This is a genomic window from Streptomyces alkaliterrae (assembly GCF_007097205.2).
Classification (GTDB): Bacteria; Actinomycetota; Actinomycetes; order Streptomycetales; family Streptomycetaceae; genus Streptomyces; species Streptomyces alkaliterrae.
In genome coordinates this window covers 1-19,282 of record NZ_VJYK02000083.1, presented here as the reverse complement: position 1 = coordinate 19,282, position 19,282 = coordinate 1, and the positions used below count along the sequence as shown (strand labels likewise).

Here is a 19,282-nt window from a genome sequence, read left to right as displayed (position 1 = left end):
CGTCCGGGTCGGGCGCCGCGTACAGCTCACCGAGTTCGAGGAAGAACATACGGACGCTGGCGACGTCGGCGATCAGCAGGTCGATGCCGAGGTGCACCCGGCAGCGGGTGCCGGCCAGCCTGGTGACGTGCACGTCGAACAGCGGCCAGCTGTCCGACGGCATGACCTGGTGGCTGAGTCGGTCGCGGAGACGTTCCAGGTGGGCGGCGCGTTCGGGCTCCGGGGCGTCCCTGAGGTCGTGTTCGGTGACGGGCACCGCGCCGACCTCGGGCAGGACGCGCTGGGTGCCGTCGGAGGAGATCACGGCACGCAGCATCTCGTGCCGCCGGACCAGCGCGTCGAGCGCGCGGCGCAGCCGGGGCACGTCGAGGTCGGGGTGGTCGTGCTCGGTGTAGAGGTGGATGGAGGTGCCGCCCAGCTCGTAGGCGTCGCTGCGGCCGGTGAGGTAGGCGTGCTGGATCTCGGTGAGCGGGAACGGGTCGTGGCGGTGGTCGGGGTCCGGCACCAGCGGCGGCCACTGCGGGTCCACGGCTCCGGCGGGCGTGTCGCCGTCCGGAGCCTCGGCCTCCGTCGCGGTGGGGGCGGTGAGGCCGCGGGCGAGGAGGGCGCCGACGGCGTTCAGGTCGCCGCCGAGGAAGTCGGCCATCGGGAGCGGGACCCGGAAGTCCCGTGCCAGGCCGTGCCGTAGCTCCACCGAGCGCAGCGACTCCAGGCCCAGGGCGGCCGGCGGCCGGTCGGCGGGCACGTCGTCGACGGCACGGCCGAGCAGCGCGCCGGCCCGCCGCCGCACCTCGGTGACCAGGACCGCCTGCCGCAGCTCCGGCGGCAGGGCAAGCACCATGTCGCGCAGCGGCGAGGCGGCGGCGGTGGTCGGTGCGGGGGCCCGCTCGCCGCCGGCGGGGCGGGTGCGACCGGTGTGCAGTGGTGCCAGGCCGCCGTCGAGGTAGGTCTGCCGGCAGGTGGTGCGGCGGATCTTCCCGCTGCCTGTCATCGGGATGTCGGCCGGACGGACGAACAGCACCTCGTGCGGTTCGACCTCCTGGTCGGCGGCGACGGCGGTGCGGACGTCGGCGGCCAGCGCGGCGAGGTCGAGGTCGTCCGACTCCGGCGATGGGAGCGACTGGACGAGCACCAGCCGTTCGCCCTCCTCGCCGTCGACGGAGAACGCGGCGGCGGGGGCGGTGGCGAGCGCCGGATGGGCGCGGCGGGCGGCGGCCTCCACGTCCTGCGGGTGGATGTTGCGCCCCCGGATGATGATCAGTTCCTTCGACCGGCCGCAGATCACGATCTCGCCGGAGTGGCGGAACGCCAGGTCGCCGGAGCGCAGGTAGGGGCCGTCGCCGTCGGCGAGGTGTCCGGTGAAGGTCTCCTCGGTCTGCTCGGGTCGCCGCCAATAGCCCTGGTTGACGACGTCGCCGGCGATCCACACCTCGCCCACCTCGCCGTCGGGTACCTCGGTGCGGGTGGCCGGGTCGACGAGCAGCATCCGCACCCGGGGGTGCGCGGGACCGCAGCCGACGAGGTCGAGCGTACGGGCGCCGTGGGCCGCCGGGTTGTCGGCGCGGCCCTTCTCCAGCGCGGCGGCGTCCACGGTGAGGGCCAGCGGGTCGGGGCCGCGTCGGCCGCTGATGCCCAGGGTGACCTCGGTGAGGCCGTAGCCGGGGAACCACGCCGCACGCCGGAAGCCGTGCGGGGCGAAGGCGGTGGTGAACTCCTCGATCGTGCGGCGCTGGATGCGTTCGGCGGCGTTGAACGCGGCGTGCCAGCGGCCGAGGTCCAGTTGTTCGCGCTGCTCGGGGGTGACGCGCTCGACGCAGCGGTCGTAGGCGAAGTTCGGGCCGCAGCTGAGGACGGGCGCGGTCGCGTCGGAGACCGCCTTCAGCCAGCGAAACGGTTCTGCGATGAAGTCGTCGGGCGTCAGGAGCGTGCAGCGCCCGCCGACGAACTGCGACATGGTGACCGTGCCGGCGATGCCGAGGGCGTGGTAGACGGGCATCCAGGTGACCACGTCCGCGCCCGCCGGGAGTTCGGCGAGGTCGCGGAAGACCCGCAGCTGCTCCAGCAGGTTGGCGTAGGAGACCATGACGCCCTTGGGCGCGCCCGTTGATCCCGAGGTGTACTGCAGCAGGGCGAGCGCGGCGCCGTCCGGGGCCGGCGGCGCCCACTCCTCGGGCGCGGCGCCGCCGCCGACCACGGCGGTGTCCCGCAGCGTGAGCCAGTGCGCGGCGGTGGGCGCGCCCGCGGCCGCCCACGCGGCCCGGGTCTCCTCGCTCTCGACGCCGGGCACGGTCACCACGGCGGCGACCTCGGCGTCCGCGCCGAGCTGCGCGAAGCGGTCCTCGGGCCCCACCGGCCGACCGGCCGTCGGAGGCGGGCAGGCGATCGCGCAGCAACCGGCGTAGTAGCAGGCGAACAGCCCGACCACGAAGTCCGGTCCCGGCGGGAGCAGCAGCAGGACCCGGCCGCCGCCGGCGCCGTCCGCCTGGAGCGTCGCGGCCAGCGCCCGGGCGGCCCGGTCGAGCGCGCCCCTGGTCAGACGGACGGGAGGCAGTTCGAGACCGGTGCTCTCGTCGAAGGCGGGGAAGACAAACGCCGTCTCGCCCGGCGCGCGTTCGGCGTGCTCGCGCAGTACCTGCGGCAGCGGGCGGGCGGTCCGTGCGACGTCGTGCGGGGTGCTGGCGGTCATGTCCTCATCCCTTGTTCGACGGTGTGGCTGCTTCACCCGCCCGCGTGCCCCGACGGCAGCGCGCCTCAGCGTCTTCCATGGCCGTTTGCGCTGCTCAACAGGGCTCACACACGGGGCCTTTGACGGCCGAGGCGATATCATACGAGCTGCCCGGGCCCCGGCCGGCGGCGGCCGACCAACCAGGGTCCGTCCGGCGGAGGGCCGCGACCTCGCCGGAAGGACACCGCGACCGTGCCAAGCCAGTCGGGCGACTTCGCCACGCCGGAGCAGATCATCGACGACCTGTGGGCGCCCCGCGCCACCCAGGTGCTGCTCACCGCCGTGGAGTTGGGCCTCTTCTCGCACCTGGCGGCCGGTGCCCGTTCGGCGGCGCAGGTGGCCGCCGCGGCCGACTGCGACCCGCGCGCCACCGCCCGGGTGCTCGACGCCCTCACCGCGCTCGGCTACCTCGACCCCGACGACGGCGGCGGCTACGAGCTCACGGCCGTGTCACGGCGGTTCCTCGTACAGGACTCCCCCTCCTACCTCGGCGACATGTGCCGGGAGACGCGGCTGCTGTGGGACAGCTGGTCGAGGCTGACGGAGGTCGTGCGCTCCGGCGAGCCGGTGGCCCGCTGGGAGGAGGAGGCGGACGGGCGCGAGAACTTCCCGCAGTTGGTCTCCGCCTGGTTCCCGATGAGCTTCGGCGCCGCCCGGGCGGCGGTGGCGGCCCTCCCGGAGAGCACCCTGGCCGGCGTCGACCGGGTGCTGGACGTGGCGGCGGGCTCGGGTGCCTGGTCGCTGGCGTTCGCGCTGGCCCGCCCGGAGGTCCGGGTCACCACCGTGGACCATCCCGAAGTCACCGAGGTGACCCGGACGTTCACCCGGAGCTTCGGGGTCGCCGACCGGTACGAGCACCTGACGGGCGACATCCGCCGGGTGCCGTTCGGCGAGGACTACGACCTGGTGACGCTCGGGTACATCGTGCACACCGAGGGCCCGGAGTGGGGCCGCCACCTCATCGAGCGGGCGTACGCCGCGCTGCGTCCCGGCGGCACCCTGCTGATCGGCGACATGATCCCCGACGACGACCGCAGCGGGCCCGACATCCCGCTGGTCTTCGCGGCCACCGACCTGCTGCTCTTCTCCCGCGACGGGGACGTCTTCACCATGAGCGACTACCGGCGCTGGCTGACCGACGCCGGTTTCCGCGAGGTGACCACCTACGACGTACTCGCCCCCTCCCCGCTGCTGGTCGCCACGAAGTAGCAAGCGGCCCCGACACCGGAATAATCGGACACCACCTCCCACTTCCACGCTTCCCCGGACGTTCTACGGCACACTGACGCCTGGCGCACATCACGGACACGCGCGAGGAGGCCGAGGCCGATGGCGACGTCCCGGACGGGAGCATCCGGTGACCCCTCTTCCGGGTCCCCCTGGCCGGCCACCGGACGGCCCGGGCGCCGCCCGCCGCGGCGCGCGCGGTCGCGGACGGCCGGGCTGCGCGCCGCCGGGGCGGCCGCGCTGGCCGCCGTGCTGCTGGCGGGCGGCTGCGCCGACGGCTCCGCAACTCGGGAGATCAACCTCTACATCTCCCCCGAGGAAGGACTGCAGGAGGTCGTCGACCGCTGCAACGCCGAGGCCGACGGCCGCTACCGCATCGTCTACAACCAGCTGCCGCGCGACGCGGACGGCCAGCGCGAACAGATGGTCCGGCGGCTGGCCGCCGAGGACACCGGGCTGGACGTCCTCGGTCTCGACGTGACCTGGATCCCGGAGTTCGCCGAGGCGGGCTGGATCGAGGAGTGGACCGGCGAGCACCGGGAGGAGGCCGTCAGGGACGTGCTCTCCGGCCCGCTGGAGACGGCCGTGTGGAACGACCGGGTGTACGGCGCCCCGAAGAACACCAACATCCAGCTCCTCTGGTACGACAACCGGATCACCCCCGAGCCGCCGCGCACCTGGGACGAGATGATCCGCACCGCCCAGCGGCTGCGCCGGGACGGCCGCCCCTACCAGGTGCTGTTCACGGGCGCCCAGTACGAGGGCCTGGTCGTGTTCTTCAACAGCCTGGTCGCCTCGGCCGGCGGCACCCTGCTGTCCGACGACGGCACCGAAGCCGTCGTCGACGAGGGCGTCGTGGAGGCGCTGCGGCTGCTGAAGCGGCTCACCACCTCCGGCGTCACCAGCCCCTCGCTGACCAACCAGCGGGAGGACGAGGTCCGGCTCGCGTTCCAACAGGGCCGTGGCGCCTTCGAGTTCAACTGGCCCTACGTCTACGCCTCCTACCGCCAGGAGAAGCCGGACGACCTGCGGTACTTCCGCTGGGCGCGCTACCCGGTCTTCGAGGAGGGCGACGTCAGCCGGGCCACCGCCGGCGGCTACAACCTCGCGGTCAGCAGCTACTCCCGGAACAAGCCCGCCGCCTTCGAGGCCGCCCTGTGCCTGCGCAGCGCGGAGAGCCAGAAGTTCCAGGCGCTGCGCTCGGGCCTGCCGCCCAGCATCGAGACCGTCTACGACGACGATACGCCGCTCGACCCCGACCGGCCGGCGGACCCGGAGACCAACCCCACGATGGCCACCGAGTACCCGCCGAAGGAGACCATCCGGGCCGCGCTCGAGGAGGCCGCCGTCCGCCCGCTGACACCCGTCTACCAGAACCTGTCCACCGTCACCGCGAAGATCCTCTCGCCGCCCTCGGCCATCGATCCGGAGCGGACGGCCGAGCGGCTGCGTGAGGAACTGGACGCGGCGCTGAAGTCCCAGGGGGTCCTCCCGTGAGCGCCATCGACTCCGCGTCGCGGCGGGAACCGCCCGCCCCGCCGCCGCCCCCGGCCGGGAAGCGCGGCGGCAGCCGGCGGCCCAGCGAGGGCAAACGCGCCGAACGCCGCCTGGCCTGGATGCTGTGCGCGCCGGCGGCACTGGTGATGGTGGCCGTTACCGGCTGGCCGATCGTCTACTCGTTCTGGCTGTCACTGCACCGCTACGACCTGCGCTTCCCCGGCGACCAGGAGTTCGTCGGCCTGTCGAACTACGCGGCCGTGCTGAGCAACTCCTACTGGTGGACGGCCTTCACCGTCACGCTGATCATCACGGTCGTCTCGGTGCTGATTGAACTCGTCCTGGGCATGCTGCTGGCCATCACGATGTACCGCACGCTCCTCGCCCGCGGCCTGGTGCGCACGGTCACCCTGGTCCCGTACGGCATCGTCACGGTCGTCGCCGCGTTCTCCTGGTACTACGCCTGGACGCCAGGCACCGGCTACCTCGCGGAGACCTTCGCCCCGGGGTCGGCGCCGCTGACCGACCGCGCCGCGTCGATCGCGATCATCATCCTCGCCGAGGTGTGGAAGACCACGCCGTTCATGGCGCTGCTGCTGATGGCCGGCCTCGCGCTGGTGCCGGACGACCTGCTGCGGGCGGCGGCCATGGACGGCGCCGGCGGCTGGCAGCGGTTCGTGAAGGTCACCGTGCCGGTGATGAAACCCGCGATCCTCGTCGCGCTGCTCTTCAGGACCCTCGACGCGTTCCGGATCTTCGACAACATCTTCGTCCTCACGGGCGGGGCCAACGACACCTCCTCCGTCTCGATGCTCACCTACAACAACCTCATCAGAGGCCTCAACCTGGGCATCGGCTCGACGATGTCGGTACTGATCTTCCTGGCCGTCGCCGTCATCGCGTTTGTCTTCGTCAAGCTGTTCGGCACCGCCGCACCGGCACGAGGAGGTGATCGCTGATGGCCTTCCCGAGCGGAACCGGCGCCTCGGCGAAGGGGAAGTGGGCCCTGGTCAACACGGTGGTGGTGGTCTACGCGCTGCTGCCGGTGCTGTGGATCACCTCGCTGTCCTTCAAGACGAAGGAGACGATCGGCGACGGCAACCTGATCCCCCGCCAGTGGACGCTGGAGAACTACGCGGACATCTTCAACACCAGTCTGTTCGTCCGAGCGCTGGTGAACTCGATCGGCATCGCCCTGATCTCCACCACGATCGCCGTCCTGCTGGCGACGATGGCCGCGTACGCCGTGGCCCGGCTGGAGTTCCCCGGCAAACGCGCGCTGATCGGGGTGTCGCTGCTCATCGCGATGTTCCCGCAGATCTCGCTGGTGACGCCGCTGTTCAACATCGAGCGGGCGCTCGGGCTCTTCGACACCTGGCCGGGCCTGATCGTGCCGTACATCACCTTCGCGCTGCCGCTGGCGATCTACACCCTCTCGGCGTTCTTCCGGGAGATCCCCTGGGAGTTGGAGAAGGCCGCGAAGATGGACGGCGCCACACCGGCGCAGGCGTTCCGCAAGGTCATCGCGCCGCTGGCCGCGCCGGGTGTGTTCACCACCGCCATCCTGGTGTTCATCTTCTGCTGGAACGACTTCCTCTTCGCGATCTCGCTCACCTCCTCGGAGGCGTCGCGCACGGTGCCGGCGGCGCTGTCCTTCTTCACCGGCGCCTCGCAGTTCGAGGACCCGACCGGGACGGTGTCGGCGGCGGCCGTGGTGATCACGGTCCCGATCGTGGTGTTCGTCCTCTTCTTCCAGCGTCGCATCGTCGCCGGACTCACCTCCGGCGCGGTCAAGGGCTGACGCCACGCCCGCGCCGCACCCCACCCCACGACGCGCACCGGCGCCCACGACACGGGAGGTACCCGACATGGCCGAGATCGTTCTGGACGCGGTCTCCAAACGCTACCCGGACGGCGCCCTCGCCGTGTCGGAGGTGAACCTGACGGTCGCCGACGGGGAGTTCGTCATCCTCGTCGGCCCGTCGGGCTGCGGGAAGTCCACCACCCTGAACATGGTGGCCGGGCTCGAGGACATCACCTCCGGCGAGCTGCGCATCGACGGCGCCCGGATGAACGAACGCGCCCCCAAGGACCGCGACATCGCGATGGTCTTCCAGTCCTACGCCCTGTACCCGCACATGACCGTCCGGGAGAACATGGCCTTCCCGCTGCGGCTGGCGAAGGTCGACGACAAGGTGGTGCGGACGAAGGTCGAGGAGGCCGCCGAAGTCCTCGACCTGGTGGAACACCTCGACCGGCGGCCCGCCAACCTCTCCGGCGGCCAGCGGCAGCGGGTCGCGATGGGCCGGGCAATCGTCCGCAGCCCGAAGGCGTTCCTGATGGACGAGCCGCTGTCCAACCTCGACGCGAAGCTGCGCGGCCAGATGCGCACCGCCCTCTCCCGGCTCCAGAACCGCCTGGCGACCACCACCGTCTACGTCACCCACGACCAGACCGAGGCCATGACGCTCGGCGACCGCATCGTCGTGCTCCAGGCCGGGATCGTCCAGCAGATCGGCGCCCCGCAGGAGCTCTACGACCGGCCGGCCAACCTGTTCGTCGCCGGCTTCATCGGCTCACCGTCCATGAACTTCCTGCCGGTCACCGTCGAGGCGAACCGGCTGCACACGCCCATCGGCGAGGTGCCGCTGACCGCCCGGCTGCGCCGACTGCTGGCGGACGCCGACGCCCCGCGCGAACTGATCGCCGGCATCCGACCCGAGCACTTCGAGGACGCCGCGCTCGTCGAGGAGCACGTCCGCGAGGAGGGGGCCGTCTTCACCAACACGGTGGAGGTGCTGGAGTCGCTGGGCTCGGAGAAGTACGCGCACTTCGCACTGGAGGGCGAGGGCGCCCGCTCCCAGCAGCTCACCGACCTGGCCAGTGTGACCGGCTCCGCCGACGTGCCGACCGGCGGCACGTCGCTGCTGGTCACCCGGTTGTCGTCGGCCACCGATGCGCAGGAGAAGCAGCGGATGGACATCTGGTTCGACCCCGACCGCTTCCTCGTCTTCGACCCGGACAGCGGCCGGAACCTCACCGCCGACGCCTGAGCGACCCGCGAGCGCGTCACACCTGCCGCTGGGGCGGCCTGATACGCGCGCGGCTGGGCAGGAGAGCGGTTGAAGGGCAGTCGGTCGGCCGACCGGCGCGAGTGAGCCAGGAGGTGGGGCGTATGAGCGGTCCCGTCACGGACCGGGCCCCGCGGGGCGCGTGGCACGGGGTCCCCCGCTCCGGCGCGGAGGCCCGCGACCTCACGCGTGAGGTGCTGCGCGGGCGCTCGCGGGAGCTGGTGGACGACTGTCTGCTGGTGGTCTCGGAACTGGTCGCCAACGCGCTGCGGCACGCCGGCGGCCTCACCGGCTTCGAGGTGGCGGCCGGGCCGGACGGCGTGGTCGTCACCGTCCAGGACGCCAGCCGCAGGCTGCCGGTGGCACTGCCGGGCGCCGGTGTGCCGCCCAGGACCGAGCCCGGCGGACACGGCTGGCCGATGGTCTGCCGACTGGCGACCAGCGTGGTGGTGACCCGCTCCCGCTCCGGCGGCAAGAGCATCCGCGCGACCATGACCCAGCCTGCCTGAGAAAGCCCCGGCCGGCGCCGCACGGTAGTCCTCAGGGGCGTCAACCGCCCGGGGCGTCGCCCACCCGGGTGCCGCGGTTCAGCCCGGCCAGGTGCCCGTCACGCGTCGTACCGCCGTGGCGCCGCCACGGTCCACCGCCGCCTTGACCAGGGCGAACACCGCCCCCTGCACGGCCGCCGCGAGCAGCACCTCCTGCCAGCCGCGTTCCTCGTCCATCGGCCCGGGCGCCTCGTCGTCGTGGCCCATCAGACGCCACAGACGGCGGAAGGCGGCGCCCGCGAGCATTCCGCCGACCATTCCGGAGACCATGCCCACCGGTCGGTAGAGGATCTTCGACTTCTGCATGGCGGTCGGGTAACCGCTCCCCACCTCGTGAAACGTCCCCACCCGGCAGCCGCCGGTCCACCGGTGTTGAGCAAAAGCTCTGCTCGCTCTCGACAGCCGTCTCCGACGCTGGAGGCGCGAGGGAACCGCCGGGGCACAAAGGCGGCGGCGCCCTTGTGCCGCCACGCCCCGCACACCGGAACCTGGAGGGAAAGTGACCACCCAGGCCCAACCCGCCCAACCTCAGGGCGCGGACCGACCGCCGCCCTTCGCCGACCTCCCGCTCGCGCCCGGCACGTCGGCGCGCGTCGACCGGCTGGCGCTGCGCCACAGCCTGGAACTGGACGCGGCGACCGCACTGCTGGACCACGTCGTCGGACACGCCCGTGCCCGGCCCGACCGCTGCGCGATCGTCGACGGTGAGCGCCGACTGAGCTACCGGGACCTGCTGGCACGGGTGGCCGCGACCCGCGGCGCGCTGCTGGACCACGGAGTCGGGGCGGGCGACGTGGTCGCCGCCGTCGGTCCGCGCAGCGCGGAGACGCCGATCGTGTACCTGGCCCTGGAGAGTCTGGGCGCGGCCTATCTGCCGATCGACCCGGCCTGGCCTCGGAGCAGGGTGCGCGACGTGCTGGACCGCGGCCGGGTCTCGGTGCTGGTCGACTACTCGCGCGGCGGGCGGGCCGAGGCCGCCCGGGCCGCCGCCGACGACCTGGGCGCTCGTACCCTCACCCCGCCCACCGAGGACGCGGCGACGCTCCCGCTGCCAGAGCCGGACGGCGCCGACCGGCGGCTGGAGTGCCGCTACGTGATCTTCACCTCGGGCACCACCGGTCGGCCCAAGGGCGCGATGGTGCAGCACCAGGGGCTGATGAACCACCTGTGGTCGAAGGTCGACGATCTGGCACTGGGCCCGGAGGACGCGCTCGCCTTCACCGCCCCGCTGGTGTTCGACATCTCGATCTGGCAGATGCTCTGCCCGCTGCTGGTCGGCGGCCGGGTGGTGGTGCTCAACGACGTCACCATGCGGCTGCCCCGATGGCTGGTGGACGCGCTGGACGACGAGGGCGTGACCGTGCTGGAGCTGGTGCCGACCGTGATCGGCTGGCTCACCGACGAGGTGTCCCGCCGGGAGGACGGCACGCTGGGGCGGCTGCGTTGGCTGCTGTCGACCGGTGAGGAGCTGCACGCCGGAGTGGCCGCCCGGGCGCTGGACACGCTGCCCCGAGTCTCGGTGGTGAACGCCTACGGCCCCAGCGAGTGCTCCGACGACGTCACCCTGCACACGGTGACCCGCGCCGACCTGGGCCGCCCCCGGCTGCCGGTCGGCTCCCCCGTCGCCAACACCGCGCTGTACGTGCTGGTCCAGGAGGCGGACGGGGTGTGGCGTGCGGCGGAACCGGGAGAGGACGGGGAGCTCTTCATCGGCGGCGCCGGTGTGGGCCTGGGCTATCTGAACGACCCGGCCACCACCGCCGGCGCGTTCTTCCGCGACCCGTTCGACCCGGCCTCGCCGACCGGGCGGATCTACCGCACCGGGGACCGGGCCCGGGTCGAGGACGGGCTGGTCCACTACCTCGGCCGCGTCGACCGCCAGGTGAAGGTGTCGGGTGTCCGCATGGAGTTGGACGAGATCGAGGCGGTGCTCGGCCGGCATCCGGACGTGGAGCGCTGCGCCGTGACCGTCGCCGGCGCGGGCGAACTGGCCGAACTCGTCGCCCACTACAGCGTGCGCGGCCCGGTGACGCCGGACGGGCTGCGCCGGCACCTCGCGGACGCCCTGCCGCCGGCCATGGTGCCCAGGCGCTGGCGCGAGTGGGAGACGTTGCCGCTGACACACAACGGGAAGATCGACCTCCGCTCACTGGCGGCGGCCACCGCGACCTCCGGAACCGGGAAAGGGGCCCTGTGAACACGGCAGCGCACGTCAAGGCGGACACGACACCCGCGGACACGACACTCCTGGAGCGGGCCGCGGCGGTCTGCCGCGCCGCCGAGGAGGAGCTGGAGCAGACCGAACGGGAGGCGGTGTTCCCCCTCCGGGCGTTGGAGGAGATGCGCCGCACCGGTCTGCTCGGGCTGATGGTGCCGAAGGAGGACGGCGGCCTGGGCGGCACGCTCACCGACCTGGTCGACGTCACCATGCTGATGGGCCGCACCGACATGTCCATCGCGATGATCTTCACGATGCACTGCCAGCAGGCGCAGGCGCTCGTGCGGTACGCGAGGTCGCCGCTTCGCGAGGAGGTGCTGCCCCGGCTGGCCGCCGGTGAGCTGTACCTGGCGTCGGTCACCACCGAGGCGGGAAAGGGCGGGCACCTCTTCCGTTCCGAGGCCCCGCTGCGGGAGGTCGACAGCACCCTGGAGATCGACCGCACCGCGCCGATCGTCACCGGCGGCACCGTCGCGGACGGCTTCCTCATCACCATGCGCAGCCCGTACGCCACCGCCGACCACCATGTGTCGCTGGTCTACGCCCACACCCACCAGCTGAAGAGGGAGGCGTCCGGCCAGTGGTCCCCGCTGGGCATGCGCGCCACGCACAGCCTGCCGATGCGGATCACCGGAACGATCCCCGGCCACCAGGTCGTCGGCGAGCACGGCGCGTTCCACGAGATCGCCCAGACGGTGTTCGGGCCGCTCGCCCACGTCGGCTGGTCGGCGGCGTGGCTGGGCACGGCAAGCGGGGCGCTCTCCCGGGTGCTGCGGCTGCTGCGCGAACCGGCGAACCGGAAGCGGTTCGACATGGGTTCGGAGCTGCTGCTGACCCGCCTCTCCCGGGCCCGCCAGCGACTGGACACGGTGCACGCCCTGCTGCGCCGTACCGAGGACCTGTTGACGAGGGAGGAGGAACTGGCGGCCACCAACAGCCAGTTGATGCTCAACAGCCTGAAGATCACCGCGTCCGAGCAGTGCCACGCCGCGGTGGAGGACCTCATCGACGCCGTCGGCCTGCGCCACGGCTACCTGCGGGACTCGCCCACCGGCCTGGAGAAGGCGCTGCGCGACCTGCGTTCGGCGAAGCTCAACTACAGCAACGACCGGCTGCACCTGGCGGACGGCCAACTCTGCCTGCTCGACCCCGACGTGCGGCTCTACTGACCGCGCCCGGCGTCGCCGAACCACCGTCCCGCACACCGCGGGCGGGCCCCTGACCACCCATCCCCGTGCCGAAGGATCGACCATGCCTGGAAACAGCCCGGGAAACCAGACCGACAACTGGACCACCGCCCTGCGCTACATCGCGGGCCGGAAGGCCGCGGAGGAGGCCCTCGGCTTCGTCGCGCACGTCAGCGCCACCATCCGGTCGACCGAGGAGGTCAAGGACGTCGTCCCGGCGGTGGCGGACGTCAGTGTGCCGTTCCTCGCCTCGGCCCTGAGCGTGGACGCGCCGGCCTCCCGCGCCGAACGTGTCGTCCGCGGCCCGGAGACGTTCACCGCCGCACTGGAAGGTGTGCGCCGACTCGCCGAGACCGGCGACGGAGCCCGCCTGGTGATCAGCGCGCACGAGGGCCTCGCCAAGCAGGTGGACCCGGCGCGGCTGGAGAAGCTGCGCGAGTGGGGCGCGGAGAGCGCGGTGGTCCTGCCCCTCGACTACCGGGGCGTCGCCGGCGGTTCACTGGTGCTTGTGCGGGACGGACGGCACCGACGCGGGGTGATCAGCCCGAGCGAGCTGGCCCTGGTCACCGAGGTGGCGGACCGGCTCGCGGCGTTCAACGCGCTCGCCGCGGCGAACGGCCCGGCAGGGGAGCGCTGATGGACGCCACGTGGCAGGACGTCCGTTCCTGGGTGCTGGAACGGAACCCCGACCTCAGCGACCTCGACCCCGAGACCGACATCATCGAGTCCCGCATCGTGGACTCCCTCCAGTTCGTCGAACTCGTGCTGTTCATCGAGGAGTTGCGCGGCCAGATGCTCTCCTCCGGCGATGTCGACCTGAGCGCGTTCCGCACGCTGCGGGACATCGAGAAGAACTTCCTCCTCCAGTAGGCGAACCACCGACGACGGGAGTCGTTGCGGTATGTCTTCCCCAGGAACGATCGTCCCGCAGCAGGGCGAGGTGGGGCGGGCGGACGACGTGGTCGTCTTCCTGCCGCCCGCCGGCAGCGTGACGTCGCCCTATCCGCCGATCGCGGCCCGGCTGCCGGGCCCGGCGGTCCTGCACTGCGAGACGCCCGGCCGCGGACGGCTGGCCGACCAGCCCTCCCCGGCCTCCGTCGACGAGGCGGTCGACCGCTGGACGACCGAACTGGTCGGCCTCCTCGATCCGTCGACCGACCAGCGACTGCACCTGTTCGGGCACAGCCTGGGCGCGCTCTTCGCCTACGAGGTCGCAGCCAGGCTGGAGGCCTCCGGCACCGCCCGGGTCGCCACGCTGTGCGTGTCCGGCGCGCGGGAGCCGGGCAGCGTGCCGCGCTCGCTGGTGGCGACGGCCTTCGAGGCGCTGCGCCGACGGCCGCCGGCCGAACCGGGCGGCGCGGACCCGGGCGACGACTGGGTCGCGCACGATCTGCGCATGCGCCGCGAGTACCGGCCCACCACCGCCTCCGTCCGCGCGCCGCTGGCGCTGTTCTGCGGGACCTCCGACCCGTTCGCGCGACCGGTCGAGATGGAGGCGTGGCGGCGCTTCACCACGGGCCCCTTCCTCGGCTCCTTCACCTTCCCCGGCGGTCACGACTACCACCTCACCGCGGCCGAACCGGTCGCCGACACGATCCGCCGGCTCCTCGAACGACCCACCGACCCCCGTCACCACACCACCAACTCGGGAGTGAAACATGAAGGTTGACCACACCAACACCCCCTCCGTCGACCAGCTCGTCGACGTCATCGGCAACAGCTCGGTGGGCATCGCCGTGACCGACACCTCGGGCGCGGTCGTCCTGCACAACAAGGCGCTGTCCGTGCTCATGGGCGGGGAGGCCGACCACCTCGGCAAGCGCCTCCTCGTCGACGGCCGGGAGGACGGCACCGCCCGGCTGCTGGAGCGGCTGAAGGAGACCGGCCGGATCGACAACGTCGCGGTGACCTTCCGCGGCCCGGACGGCGACGCCCACCGCGACGCCCGGGTGAACGCCGTACTGACCGGCGAGCGGGTGCACTGGGTGAGCCGGCCGGAGCTCGGCGAGCGGCTGCCGGTCTCCAACACCACACCCGAGGACCTCTCCTCCGACGCCGCCACCTGGATCCGCGCCGTCGACGAGCGTGAGCAGCCCTCGCTGGCCCCCACCGCCGAACAGGCCGAGGTGATGGCGGAGTTCTACCGGGTCGCGCCGGTGGCCATCCACCTCATCGGGCTCAACGGGGAGGTCATGTACGCCAATCCGGCCGACGTCGCCCTCGTGGAGTACACCGACTCGCCCACCGAGTACGTCGGCAACCACATCCGTCGCATCTACGAGGACCAGGGCCTGCTCGACGACTTCCTGTCCCGCTGGGACGAGGACTCCCCGATCATCAACTTCCGGGCGAACTTCGTCACCAAGGAGGGCGCCCCGAGGCCCGTGCTGATCTTCTCCACCGCGCAGGCGCAGGACGGAAACGTCAACAACACCCGCTGCTTCGTCTTCAACGACCCCGAGCCGCAGCGCGAGCGGGACACCGTCAGCGCCTTCGGGTGGCCGGCCTGACCCCTTGAGGCCGCTCGGTGGGTGGGGTTTCCTCAGCATCGCCCCACCCACCGAGCCGCACGCCGCGCGAGCCCCGCGCCCGACGTCCGCGCCCGATTGCCTTCCGCTACCTCCCGAGGGGTGGTCCGTGTCCAAGGTCCTGGTTATCTCCGGAAGTCCGTCCCCGACGTCCAAGACCGAGTTCGTCGGCGAGCACGTGGCGCGGCGGCTCGCCGAGCACGCGTGGCACACCGGCCATCTGCGGGTACGCGAACTGCCCGCGCGCGCCCTGCTCGACGCGGACGTGACCGACCCGGACATCAGCCGCGCCGTCGACCTCGTGGCGCAGGCGGAGGGCATCGTACTGGCCACCCCGACCTACAAGGCCAGTTTCTCCGGACTACTCAAGGTCTTCCTCGATCTGCTGCCACAGTACGGCTTCACCCACAAGGTGGTGCTGCCGCTGGCCACCGGCGGCAGCGGCGCCCACGTGCTCGTACTGGACTACGCGCTCCGCCCGGTGGCGCACTCGCTCGGCGCCCGGCACGTCGTGCAGGGCCACTTCCTGCTCGACAGGGACCTGACGGCGGAAGGCGGACGGGTGCGGCTGCGGCCGGAGAGCACCGAGAGCCTGGACGAGGTCGTCGAGCAGTTCCGCAGGGCGCTTGCCGCCGCCCACTGATCCGCCCCGCCCATCCGAACCCCCCGTTGGAGCGCACCGCCATGGTTGACAGGCCCGTCAGGGGCAAGTGGCTCACGGACTGGGACCCCGAGGACGAGGACGCCTGGCACCGGGACGGCCACCGGGTCGCCCGCCGCAATCTGGTGCTGTCCGTCCTCTCCGAGCACGTCGGGTTCTCGGTCTGGACGCTGTGGTCCGTCCTCGTGCTGTTCATGTCCCCGGAGATCGGCTTCGACTTCACCGCAGGCGAGAAGTTCCTGCTGGTCGCCACCCCGACGATCGTCGGCGCCCTGCTGCGCCTGCCGTACAGCTACGCGGTGACCCGGTTCGGCGGCCGGAACTGGACGGTGTTCGCCACGGCGATCCTGCTGGTGCCGGCGCTGCTCGCGCTGTGGCTGATCCAGCGCCCCGGCAGCCCGCTGTGGGCGTTCCTGCTGGTCGCCGCCGTGGCCGGGGTGGGCGGCGGCAACTTCGCCTCCTCGATGACCAACATCACCGCCTTCTACCCGCAGCGACACCAGGGCTGGGCGCTGGGCCTCAACGCCGGCGGCGGCAACCTGGGCGTGGCCGCCGTCCAACTCGTCGGACTCGCGGTCATCTCCACGGTCGGCGACGCCCATCCGTCCTACGTGGCCGCCGTCTACCTGCCGTTGATCGTGGTGGTGGCGTTGCTGGCGGCCTGGCGGATGGACAACGTCGCCGCCGTGCGCACCCCGCCGGGCGCCCAGCGGGAGGCCGTCGCGGTGCGCGACACCTGGTGGATCTCACTGCTGTACATCGGCACGTTCGGCTCGTTCATCGGCTACGGCTTCGCCTTCGGGCTGGTGCTGCGCTACGAGTTCGACGCCACCGCCGTGGAGGCCGTCGGCTACACCTTCCTCGGCCCGCTGCTCGGCTCGTTCTCCCGCCCGCTCGGCGGTCTGCTGGCCGACCGTCTCGGCGGCGCCCGGGTCACGCTGTGGAACTTCCTCGGCATGGGCGCCGGCACGGGTGTGCTGCTGCTGGCCTCCGGGATCGGCTCGTTCGCGCTGTTCGTGGCCGGGTTCACCGCGCTTTTTGTCCTCAGCGGCGTCGGCAACGGCTCCACCTACAAGATGATCCCGGCGGTCTTCGCGAAGCAGGCGGAGGCCGAGGTGACCGGCGGTCGCGACGCCGTGGACGCGTTCGCCAGGGCCCGGCGGCTGTCCGGCGCGGTCATCGCGATCGCCGGGGCGATCGGCGCGCTCGGCGGCGCCGCCATCAACCTCGCCTTCCTCGCCGCCTACGCGGACGGCTCGGGCTCCGGCGTCCCGGCCTTCCTCGCCTTCCTCGGCTACTACGTGCTGTGCGTGCTGGTGATCCGCGGCGTCTACCTGCGGCGTGCGGCGCCGCAGACGCGGAGCTCCGGCAGCGGGACCCGGGAGGCCAGCCGTGTATGAGCAGACCGCCGAGGCGACCGTGACGACCCACTGCCCGTACTGCGCCCTCCAGTGCGGCACCCGGCTGACCGACGACGGCGCCGGCAGCACCCGGGTGGCCCCGACGGACTTCCCCGTCAACCGGGGTCGGCTGTGCCAGAAGGGCTGGACCGCGCCCGCGGTGCTGACCACCGCCGACCGGCTGACCCGACCGCTGCTGCGCGGCGCCGACGGCCGACTCGCCGAGTCCGACTGGCCGACCGCGCTGGACACCGTCGCGGACCGGCTGCGGGAGCTGCGCGAGCGCCACGGCCCGGACTCCGTCGCCGTCTTCGGCGGCGGCGGGCTCACCAACGAGAAGGCCTACCTGCTGGGCAAGTTCGCCCGGGTGGCGCTCGGCACGTCGCAGATCGACTACAACGGCCGCTTCTGCATGTCCTCCGCCGCGGCGGCCGGCAACGCGGCGTTCGGAGTGGACCGGGGGCTGCCGTTCCCGGTCACCGACCTGGCCGACGCCGACGCGGTACTGCTGGCCGGCGCGAACGTGGCCGAGACCATGCCGCCGCTGACCCAGCACCTCGAACGCGCCGCCCTGGTCGCCGTCGACCCGCGTCGCACCGCGACCGCGCGCCGGTCCGCGCTGCACCTCCAGCCGGCGCCCGGCACCGACCTCGCCCTGTCGCTCGGTCTGCTGCACGTCGCCGTGGCCGAGGGCCTGGTCGACCAGGAGTACGTACGTCGGCGCACCAACGGCTTCCCGGCGGCGGCGCGCCGGGCGGCGGCCTGGCGGCCGGAACGGGTCGAGGCCGTCACCGGCGTGCCGGCCGGCGCCCAGCGGGAGGCCGTCCACCTCCTCGCCGCCGCCGACCGCGCGTACGTGCTCACCGGCCGGGGCGTCGAACAGCACAGCAAGGGCACCGACACCGCCGCCGCCTACCTCAACCTCGCCCTCGCTCTCGGCCTGCCGGGCACCCCCGGCAGCGGCTACGGCACTCTGACCGGCCAGGGCAACGGCCAGGGCGGCCGCGAGATGGGCCAGAAGTCCGACCAACTACCCGGCTACCGCTCGCTCACCGACCCGGCAGCCCGGGCCCACGTCGCCCGGGTGTGGGGCGTGCCGCCCGAGTCGCTGCCGGGCCCCGGGCGCACCGCCTACGAGCTGCTGGACTCGCTCGGTCGGCCCGGCGGTCCGCGCGCCCTGCTGGTGTTCGGCTCCAATCCGGCCGTCTCCGCCCCGCACGCCGCCCGCGTCGTGGACCGGCTGACCGCGCTGGACCTGCTGGTCGTCGCCGACTTCGTCCCGTCCGAGACCGCACGCCTCGCCGACGTCGTGCTGCCGGTCGCCCAGTGGGCCGAGGAGGAGGGCACGATGACCGGTCTGGAGGGCCGGGTACTGCGCCGCCGCGCGCTGCGGCCCCCGCCTCCGGGCGTACGCGGCGACCTGGACGTGCTCCACGGGCTCGCCATCCGGCTGGGGCAGCCCGCCGAGCGCTTCCCGGCCGACGCTCGGGAGGTCTTCGAGGAGTTGCGGGACGCGACCCGGGGCGCCCGCGCAGACTACTCCGGGATCTCCTACCCCCGGCTCGACGCGGGCGAGGCCCTGTACTGGCCCTGCCCGGCCGACCCGCCGACGGCACACGACGGACCCGCCCCCGCGGCCACCTCGGCCGGGACGCCCAGACTCTTCCTGGAACGCTTCCACCACCCCGACGGCCGGGCCCGGTTCGCCGAGGTGGACCACCGGGGCCCGGCCGAGCCGACCAGCGAGCGCTATCCGCTGCTCGCCACCACCGGGCGGGTGCTCGCCCACTACCAGTCGGGCGCGCAGACCCGCCGGGTCGCCGAACTGGCCGGGGCGGTGCCCGAGCCGGTGGTGGAGGTCCACCCGGACACGGCCGCCCGCGCCGGACTCGTCGACCGCGGGCTGGTCCGGGTCAGCTCCGCGCGAGGCGGCATGACGGCCCGCGTCCGGCTGGACGCGACGATGCGGCCGGACACCGTCTTCGCGCCCTTCCACTTCGCCGGGGACGCCCGGGCGAACCTCTTCACCCACCCGGCGCTCGACCCGCGCAGCGGCATGCCGGAGTTCAAGGTGAGCGCCGTCCGACTGGACGCCGTCCCGGACCCCGCACCGGACCCTGGCGGCGCTCCGGATGACAGCGGCGTTCCGGATGACAGCGGCGTTCCGGCCAACGGCGGCGGGGCGGATACCGGCGGCGGAGCGGAGGTGGGGTCGTGAAC

The 19,282-nt window shown here is 72.8% G+C and carries 17 protein-coding genes; 15 read left to right on the top strand and 2 right to left on the bottom strand.

Features of this window, described 5'->3' with window-relative positions; genetic code table 11:
• The coding region (locus tag FNX44_RS10530; protein WP_173019149.1) for an AMP-binding protein at positions 1 to 2,686 on the bottom strand (2,686 nt) is incomplete at its 3' end.
• A gap of 231 nt (positions 2,687 to 2,917) precedes the next feature.
• On the opposite strand from FNX44_RS10530, the gene FNX44_RS10525 reads away from it, so the two are divergent.
• The 6 genes from FNX44_RS10525 to FNX44_RS10500 all read left to right on the top strand — a co-directional run bounded on the left by FNX44_RS10525 (position 2,918) and on the right by FNX44_RS10500 (position 9,029).
• Positions 2,918 to 3,934, top strand: a complete 1,017-nt coding sequence (locus FNX44_RS10525) for a methyltransferase (protein ID WP_143647767.1) — start codon at positions 2,918 to 2,920, stop codon at positions 3,932 to 3,934.
• A 120-nt stretch (positions 3,935 to 4,054) separates the two neighbouring features.
• Positions 4,055 to 5,449 carry an ABC transporter substrate-binding protein gene (locus FNX44_RS10520; RefSeq protein ID WP_143647766.1) on the top strand — a complete coding sequence of 465 codons (1,395 nt, stop codon included), beginning with the start codon at positions 4,055 to 4,057 and terminating at the stop codon, positions 5,447 to 5,449.
• Positions 5,446 to 6,408 (top strand): carbohydrate ABC transporter permease, encoded by a 963-nt coding sequence (locus tag FNX44_RS10515; protein ID WP_438873687.1) that lies wholly within the window; start codon positions 5,446 to 5,448, stop codon positions 6,406 to 6,408. The genes FNX44_RS10520 and FNX44_RS10515 overlap by 4 nt, the downstream gene beginning before the upstream one ends.
• On the top strand, positions 6,408 to 7,250 hold the full coding sequence (locus FNX44_RS10510) for a carbohydrate ABC transporter permease (protein WP_143647765.1): 843 nt from the start codon (positions 6,408 to 6,410) through the stop codon (positions 7,248 to 7,250). The genes FNX44_RS10515 and FNX44_RS10510 overlap by 1 nt, the downstream gene beginning before the upstream one ends.
• A gap of 67 nt (positions 7,251 to 7,317) precedes the next feature.
• The gene (locus FNX44_RS10505) at positions 7,318 to 8,502 is read left to right on the top strand and encodes an ABC transporter ATP-binding protein (protein WP_143647764.1); all 1,185 of its coding nucleotides are present in this window, start codon (positions 7,318 to 7,320) and stop codon (positions 8,500 to 8,502) included.
• Positions 8,503 to 8,624: 122 nt separating this feature from the next.
• On the top strand, positions 8,625 to 9,029 hold the full coding sequence (locus FNX44_RS10500; protein WP_143647763.1) for an ATP-binding protein: 405 nt from the start codon (positions 8,625 to 8,627) through the stop codon (positions 9,027 to 9,029).
• A gap of 78 nt (positions 9,030 to 9,107) precedes the next feature.
• Here FNX44_RS10500 and FNX44_RS10495 read toward each other — a convergent pair whose 3' ends face one another.
• Entirely contained in the window at positions 9,108 to 9,374 is a 267-nt protein-coding gene (locus FNX44_RS10495; protein WP_143647762.1) for a DUF4235 domain-containing protein, read from the bottom strand.
• A 193-nt stretch (positions 9,375 to 9,567) separates the two neighbouring features.
• Here FNX44_RS10495 and FNX44_RS10490 point away from each other — a divergent pair, with 193 nt between their 5' ends.
• The 9 genes from FNX44_RS10490 (at position 9,568) to FNX44_RS10450 (ending at position 19,280) form a co-directional block, all read left to right on the top strand.
• On the top strand, positions 9,568 to 11,265 hold the full coding sequence (locus FNX44_RS10490; RefSeq protein ID WP_173019148.1) for an amino acid adenylation domain-containing protein: 1,698 nt from the start codon (positions 9,568 to 9,570) through the stop codon (positions 11,263 to 11,265).
• Complete coding sequence (locus tag FNX44_RS10485; RefSeq protein ID WP_143647760.1) at positions 11,262 to 12,455, top strand: acyl-CoA dehydrogenase family protein; 1,194 nt, start codon at positions 11,262 to 11,264, stop codon at positions 12,453 to 12,455. Before FNX44_RS10490 ends, FNX44_RS10485 begins: the two co-directional genes overlap by 4 nt.
• Positions 12,456 to 12,537: 82 nt before the next feature.
• Positions 12,538 to 13,110, top strand: a complete 573-nt coding sequence (locus FNX44_RS10480) for a GAF domain-containing protein (protein ID WP_143647759.1) — start codon at positions 12,538 to 12,540, stop codon at positions 13,108 to 13,110.
• On the top strand, positions 13,110 to 13,343 hold the full coding sequence (locus FNX44_RS10475; RefSeq protein ID WP_143647758.1) for an acyl carrier protein: 234 nt from the start codon (positions 13,110 to 13,112) through the stop codon (positions 13,341 to 13,343). The genes FNX44_RS10480 and FNX44_RS10475 overlap by 1 nt, the downstream gene beginning before the upstream one ends.
• Positions 13,344 to 13,374: 31 nt before the next feature.
• Positions 13,375 to 14,142, top strand: a complete 768-nt coding sequence (locus tag FNX44_RS10470) for a thioesterase II family protein (protein WP_143647757.1) — start codon at positions 13,375 to 13,377, stop codon at positions 14,140 to 14,142.
• Complete coding sequence (locus FNX44_RS10465; RefSeq protein ID WP_143647756.1) at positions 14,132 to 14,983, top strand: PAS domain-containing protein; 852 nt, start codon at positions 14,132 to 14,134, stop codon at positions 14,981 to 14,983. The genes FNX44_RS10470 and FNX44_RS10465 overlap by 11 nt, the downstream gene beginning before the upstream one ends.
• 127 nt (positions 14,984 to 15,110) lie before the next feature.
• Positions 15,111 to 15,644, top strand: coding sequence for an NADPH-dependent FMN reductase (gene ssuE / locus FNX44_RS10460; RefSeq protein ID WP_143647755.1), 534 nt, complete (start codon positions 15,111 to 15,113; stop codon positions 15,642 to 15,644).
• 41 nt (positions 15,645 to 15,685) lie between these two features.
• Positions 15,686 to 17,062 carry an MFS transporter gene (locus tag FNX44_RS10455; protein WP_143647754.1) on the top strand — a complete coding sequence of 459 codons (1,377 nt, stop codon included), beginning with the start codon at positions 15,686 to 15,688 and terminating at the stop codon, positions 17,060 to 17,062.
• The gene (locus tag FNX44_RS10450) at positions 17,055 to 19,280 is read left to right on the top strand and encodes a molybdopterin oxidoreductase family protein (RefSeq protein ID WP_323369202.1); all 2,226 of its coding nucleotides are present in this window, start codon (positions 17,055 to 17,057) and stop codon (positions 19,278 to 19,280) included. The genes FNX44_RS10455 and FNX44_RS10450 overlap by 8 nt, the downstream gene beginning before the upstream one ends.
• Positions 19,281 to 19,282: the final 2 nt, after the last annotated feature.

What these genes read in the sequence shown, in the direction of transcription:
- FNX44_RS10520 (WP_143647766.1), top strand. Translation starts at nt 4,055, where the DNA reads ATGGCGACGTCCCGGACGGGAGCATCCGGTGACCCCTCTTCCGGGTCC.
- FNX44_RS10510 (WP_143647765.1), top strand. Translation starts at nt 6,408, where the DNA reads ATGGCCTTCCCGAGCGGAACCGGCGCCTCGGCGAAGGGGAAGTGGGCC.
- FNX44_RS10505 (WP_143647764.1), top strand. Translation starts at nt 7,318, where the DNA reads ATGGCCGAGATCGTTCTGGACGCGGTCTCCAAACGCTACCCGGACGGC.
- FNX44_RS10500 (WP_143647763.1), top strand. Translation starts at nt 8,625, where the DNA reads ATGAGCGGTCCCGTCACGGACCGGGCCCCGCGGGGCGCGTGGCACGGG.
- FNX44_RS10495 (WP_143647762.1), bottom strand. Translation starts at nt 9,374, where the DNA reads ATGCAGAAGTCGAAGATCCTCTACCGACCGGTGGGCATGGTCTCCGGA.
- FNX44_RS10480 (WP_143647759.1), top strand. Translation starts at nt 12,538, where the DNA reads ATGCCTGGAAACAGCCCGGGAAACCAGACCGACAACTGGACCACCGCC.
- FNX44_RS10475 (WP_143647758.1), top strand. Translation starts at nt 13,110, where the DNA reads ATGGACGCCACGTGGCAGGACGTCCGTTCCTGGGTGCTGGAACGGAAC.
- FNX44_RS10470 (WP_143647757.1), top strand. Translation starts at nt 13,375, where the DNA reads ATGTCTTCCCCAGGAACGATCGTCCCGCAGCAGGGCGAGGTGGGGCGG.
- FNX44_RS10465 (WP_143647756.1), top strand. Translation starts at nt 14,132, where the DNA reads ATGAAGGTTGACCACACCAACACCCCCTCCGTCGACCAGCTCGTCGAC.
- FNX44_RS10455 (WP_143647754.1), top strand. Translation starts at nt 15,686, where the DNA reads ATGGTTGACAGGCCCGTCAGGGGCAAGTGGCTCACGGACTGGGACCCC.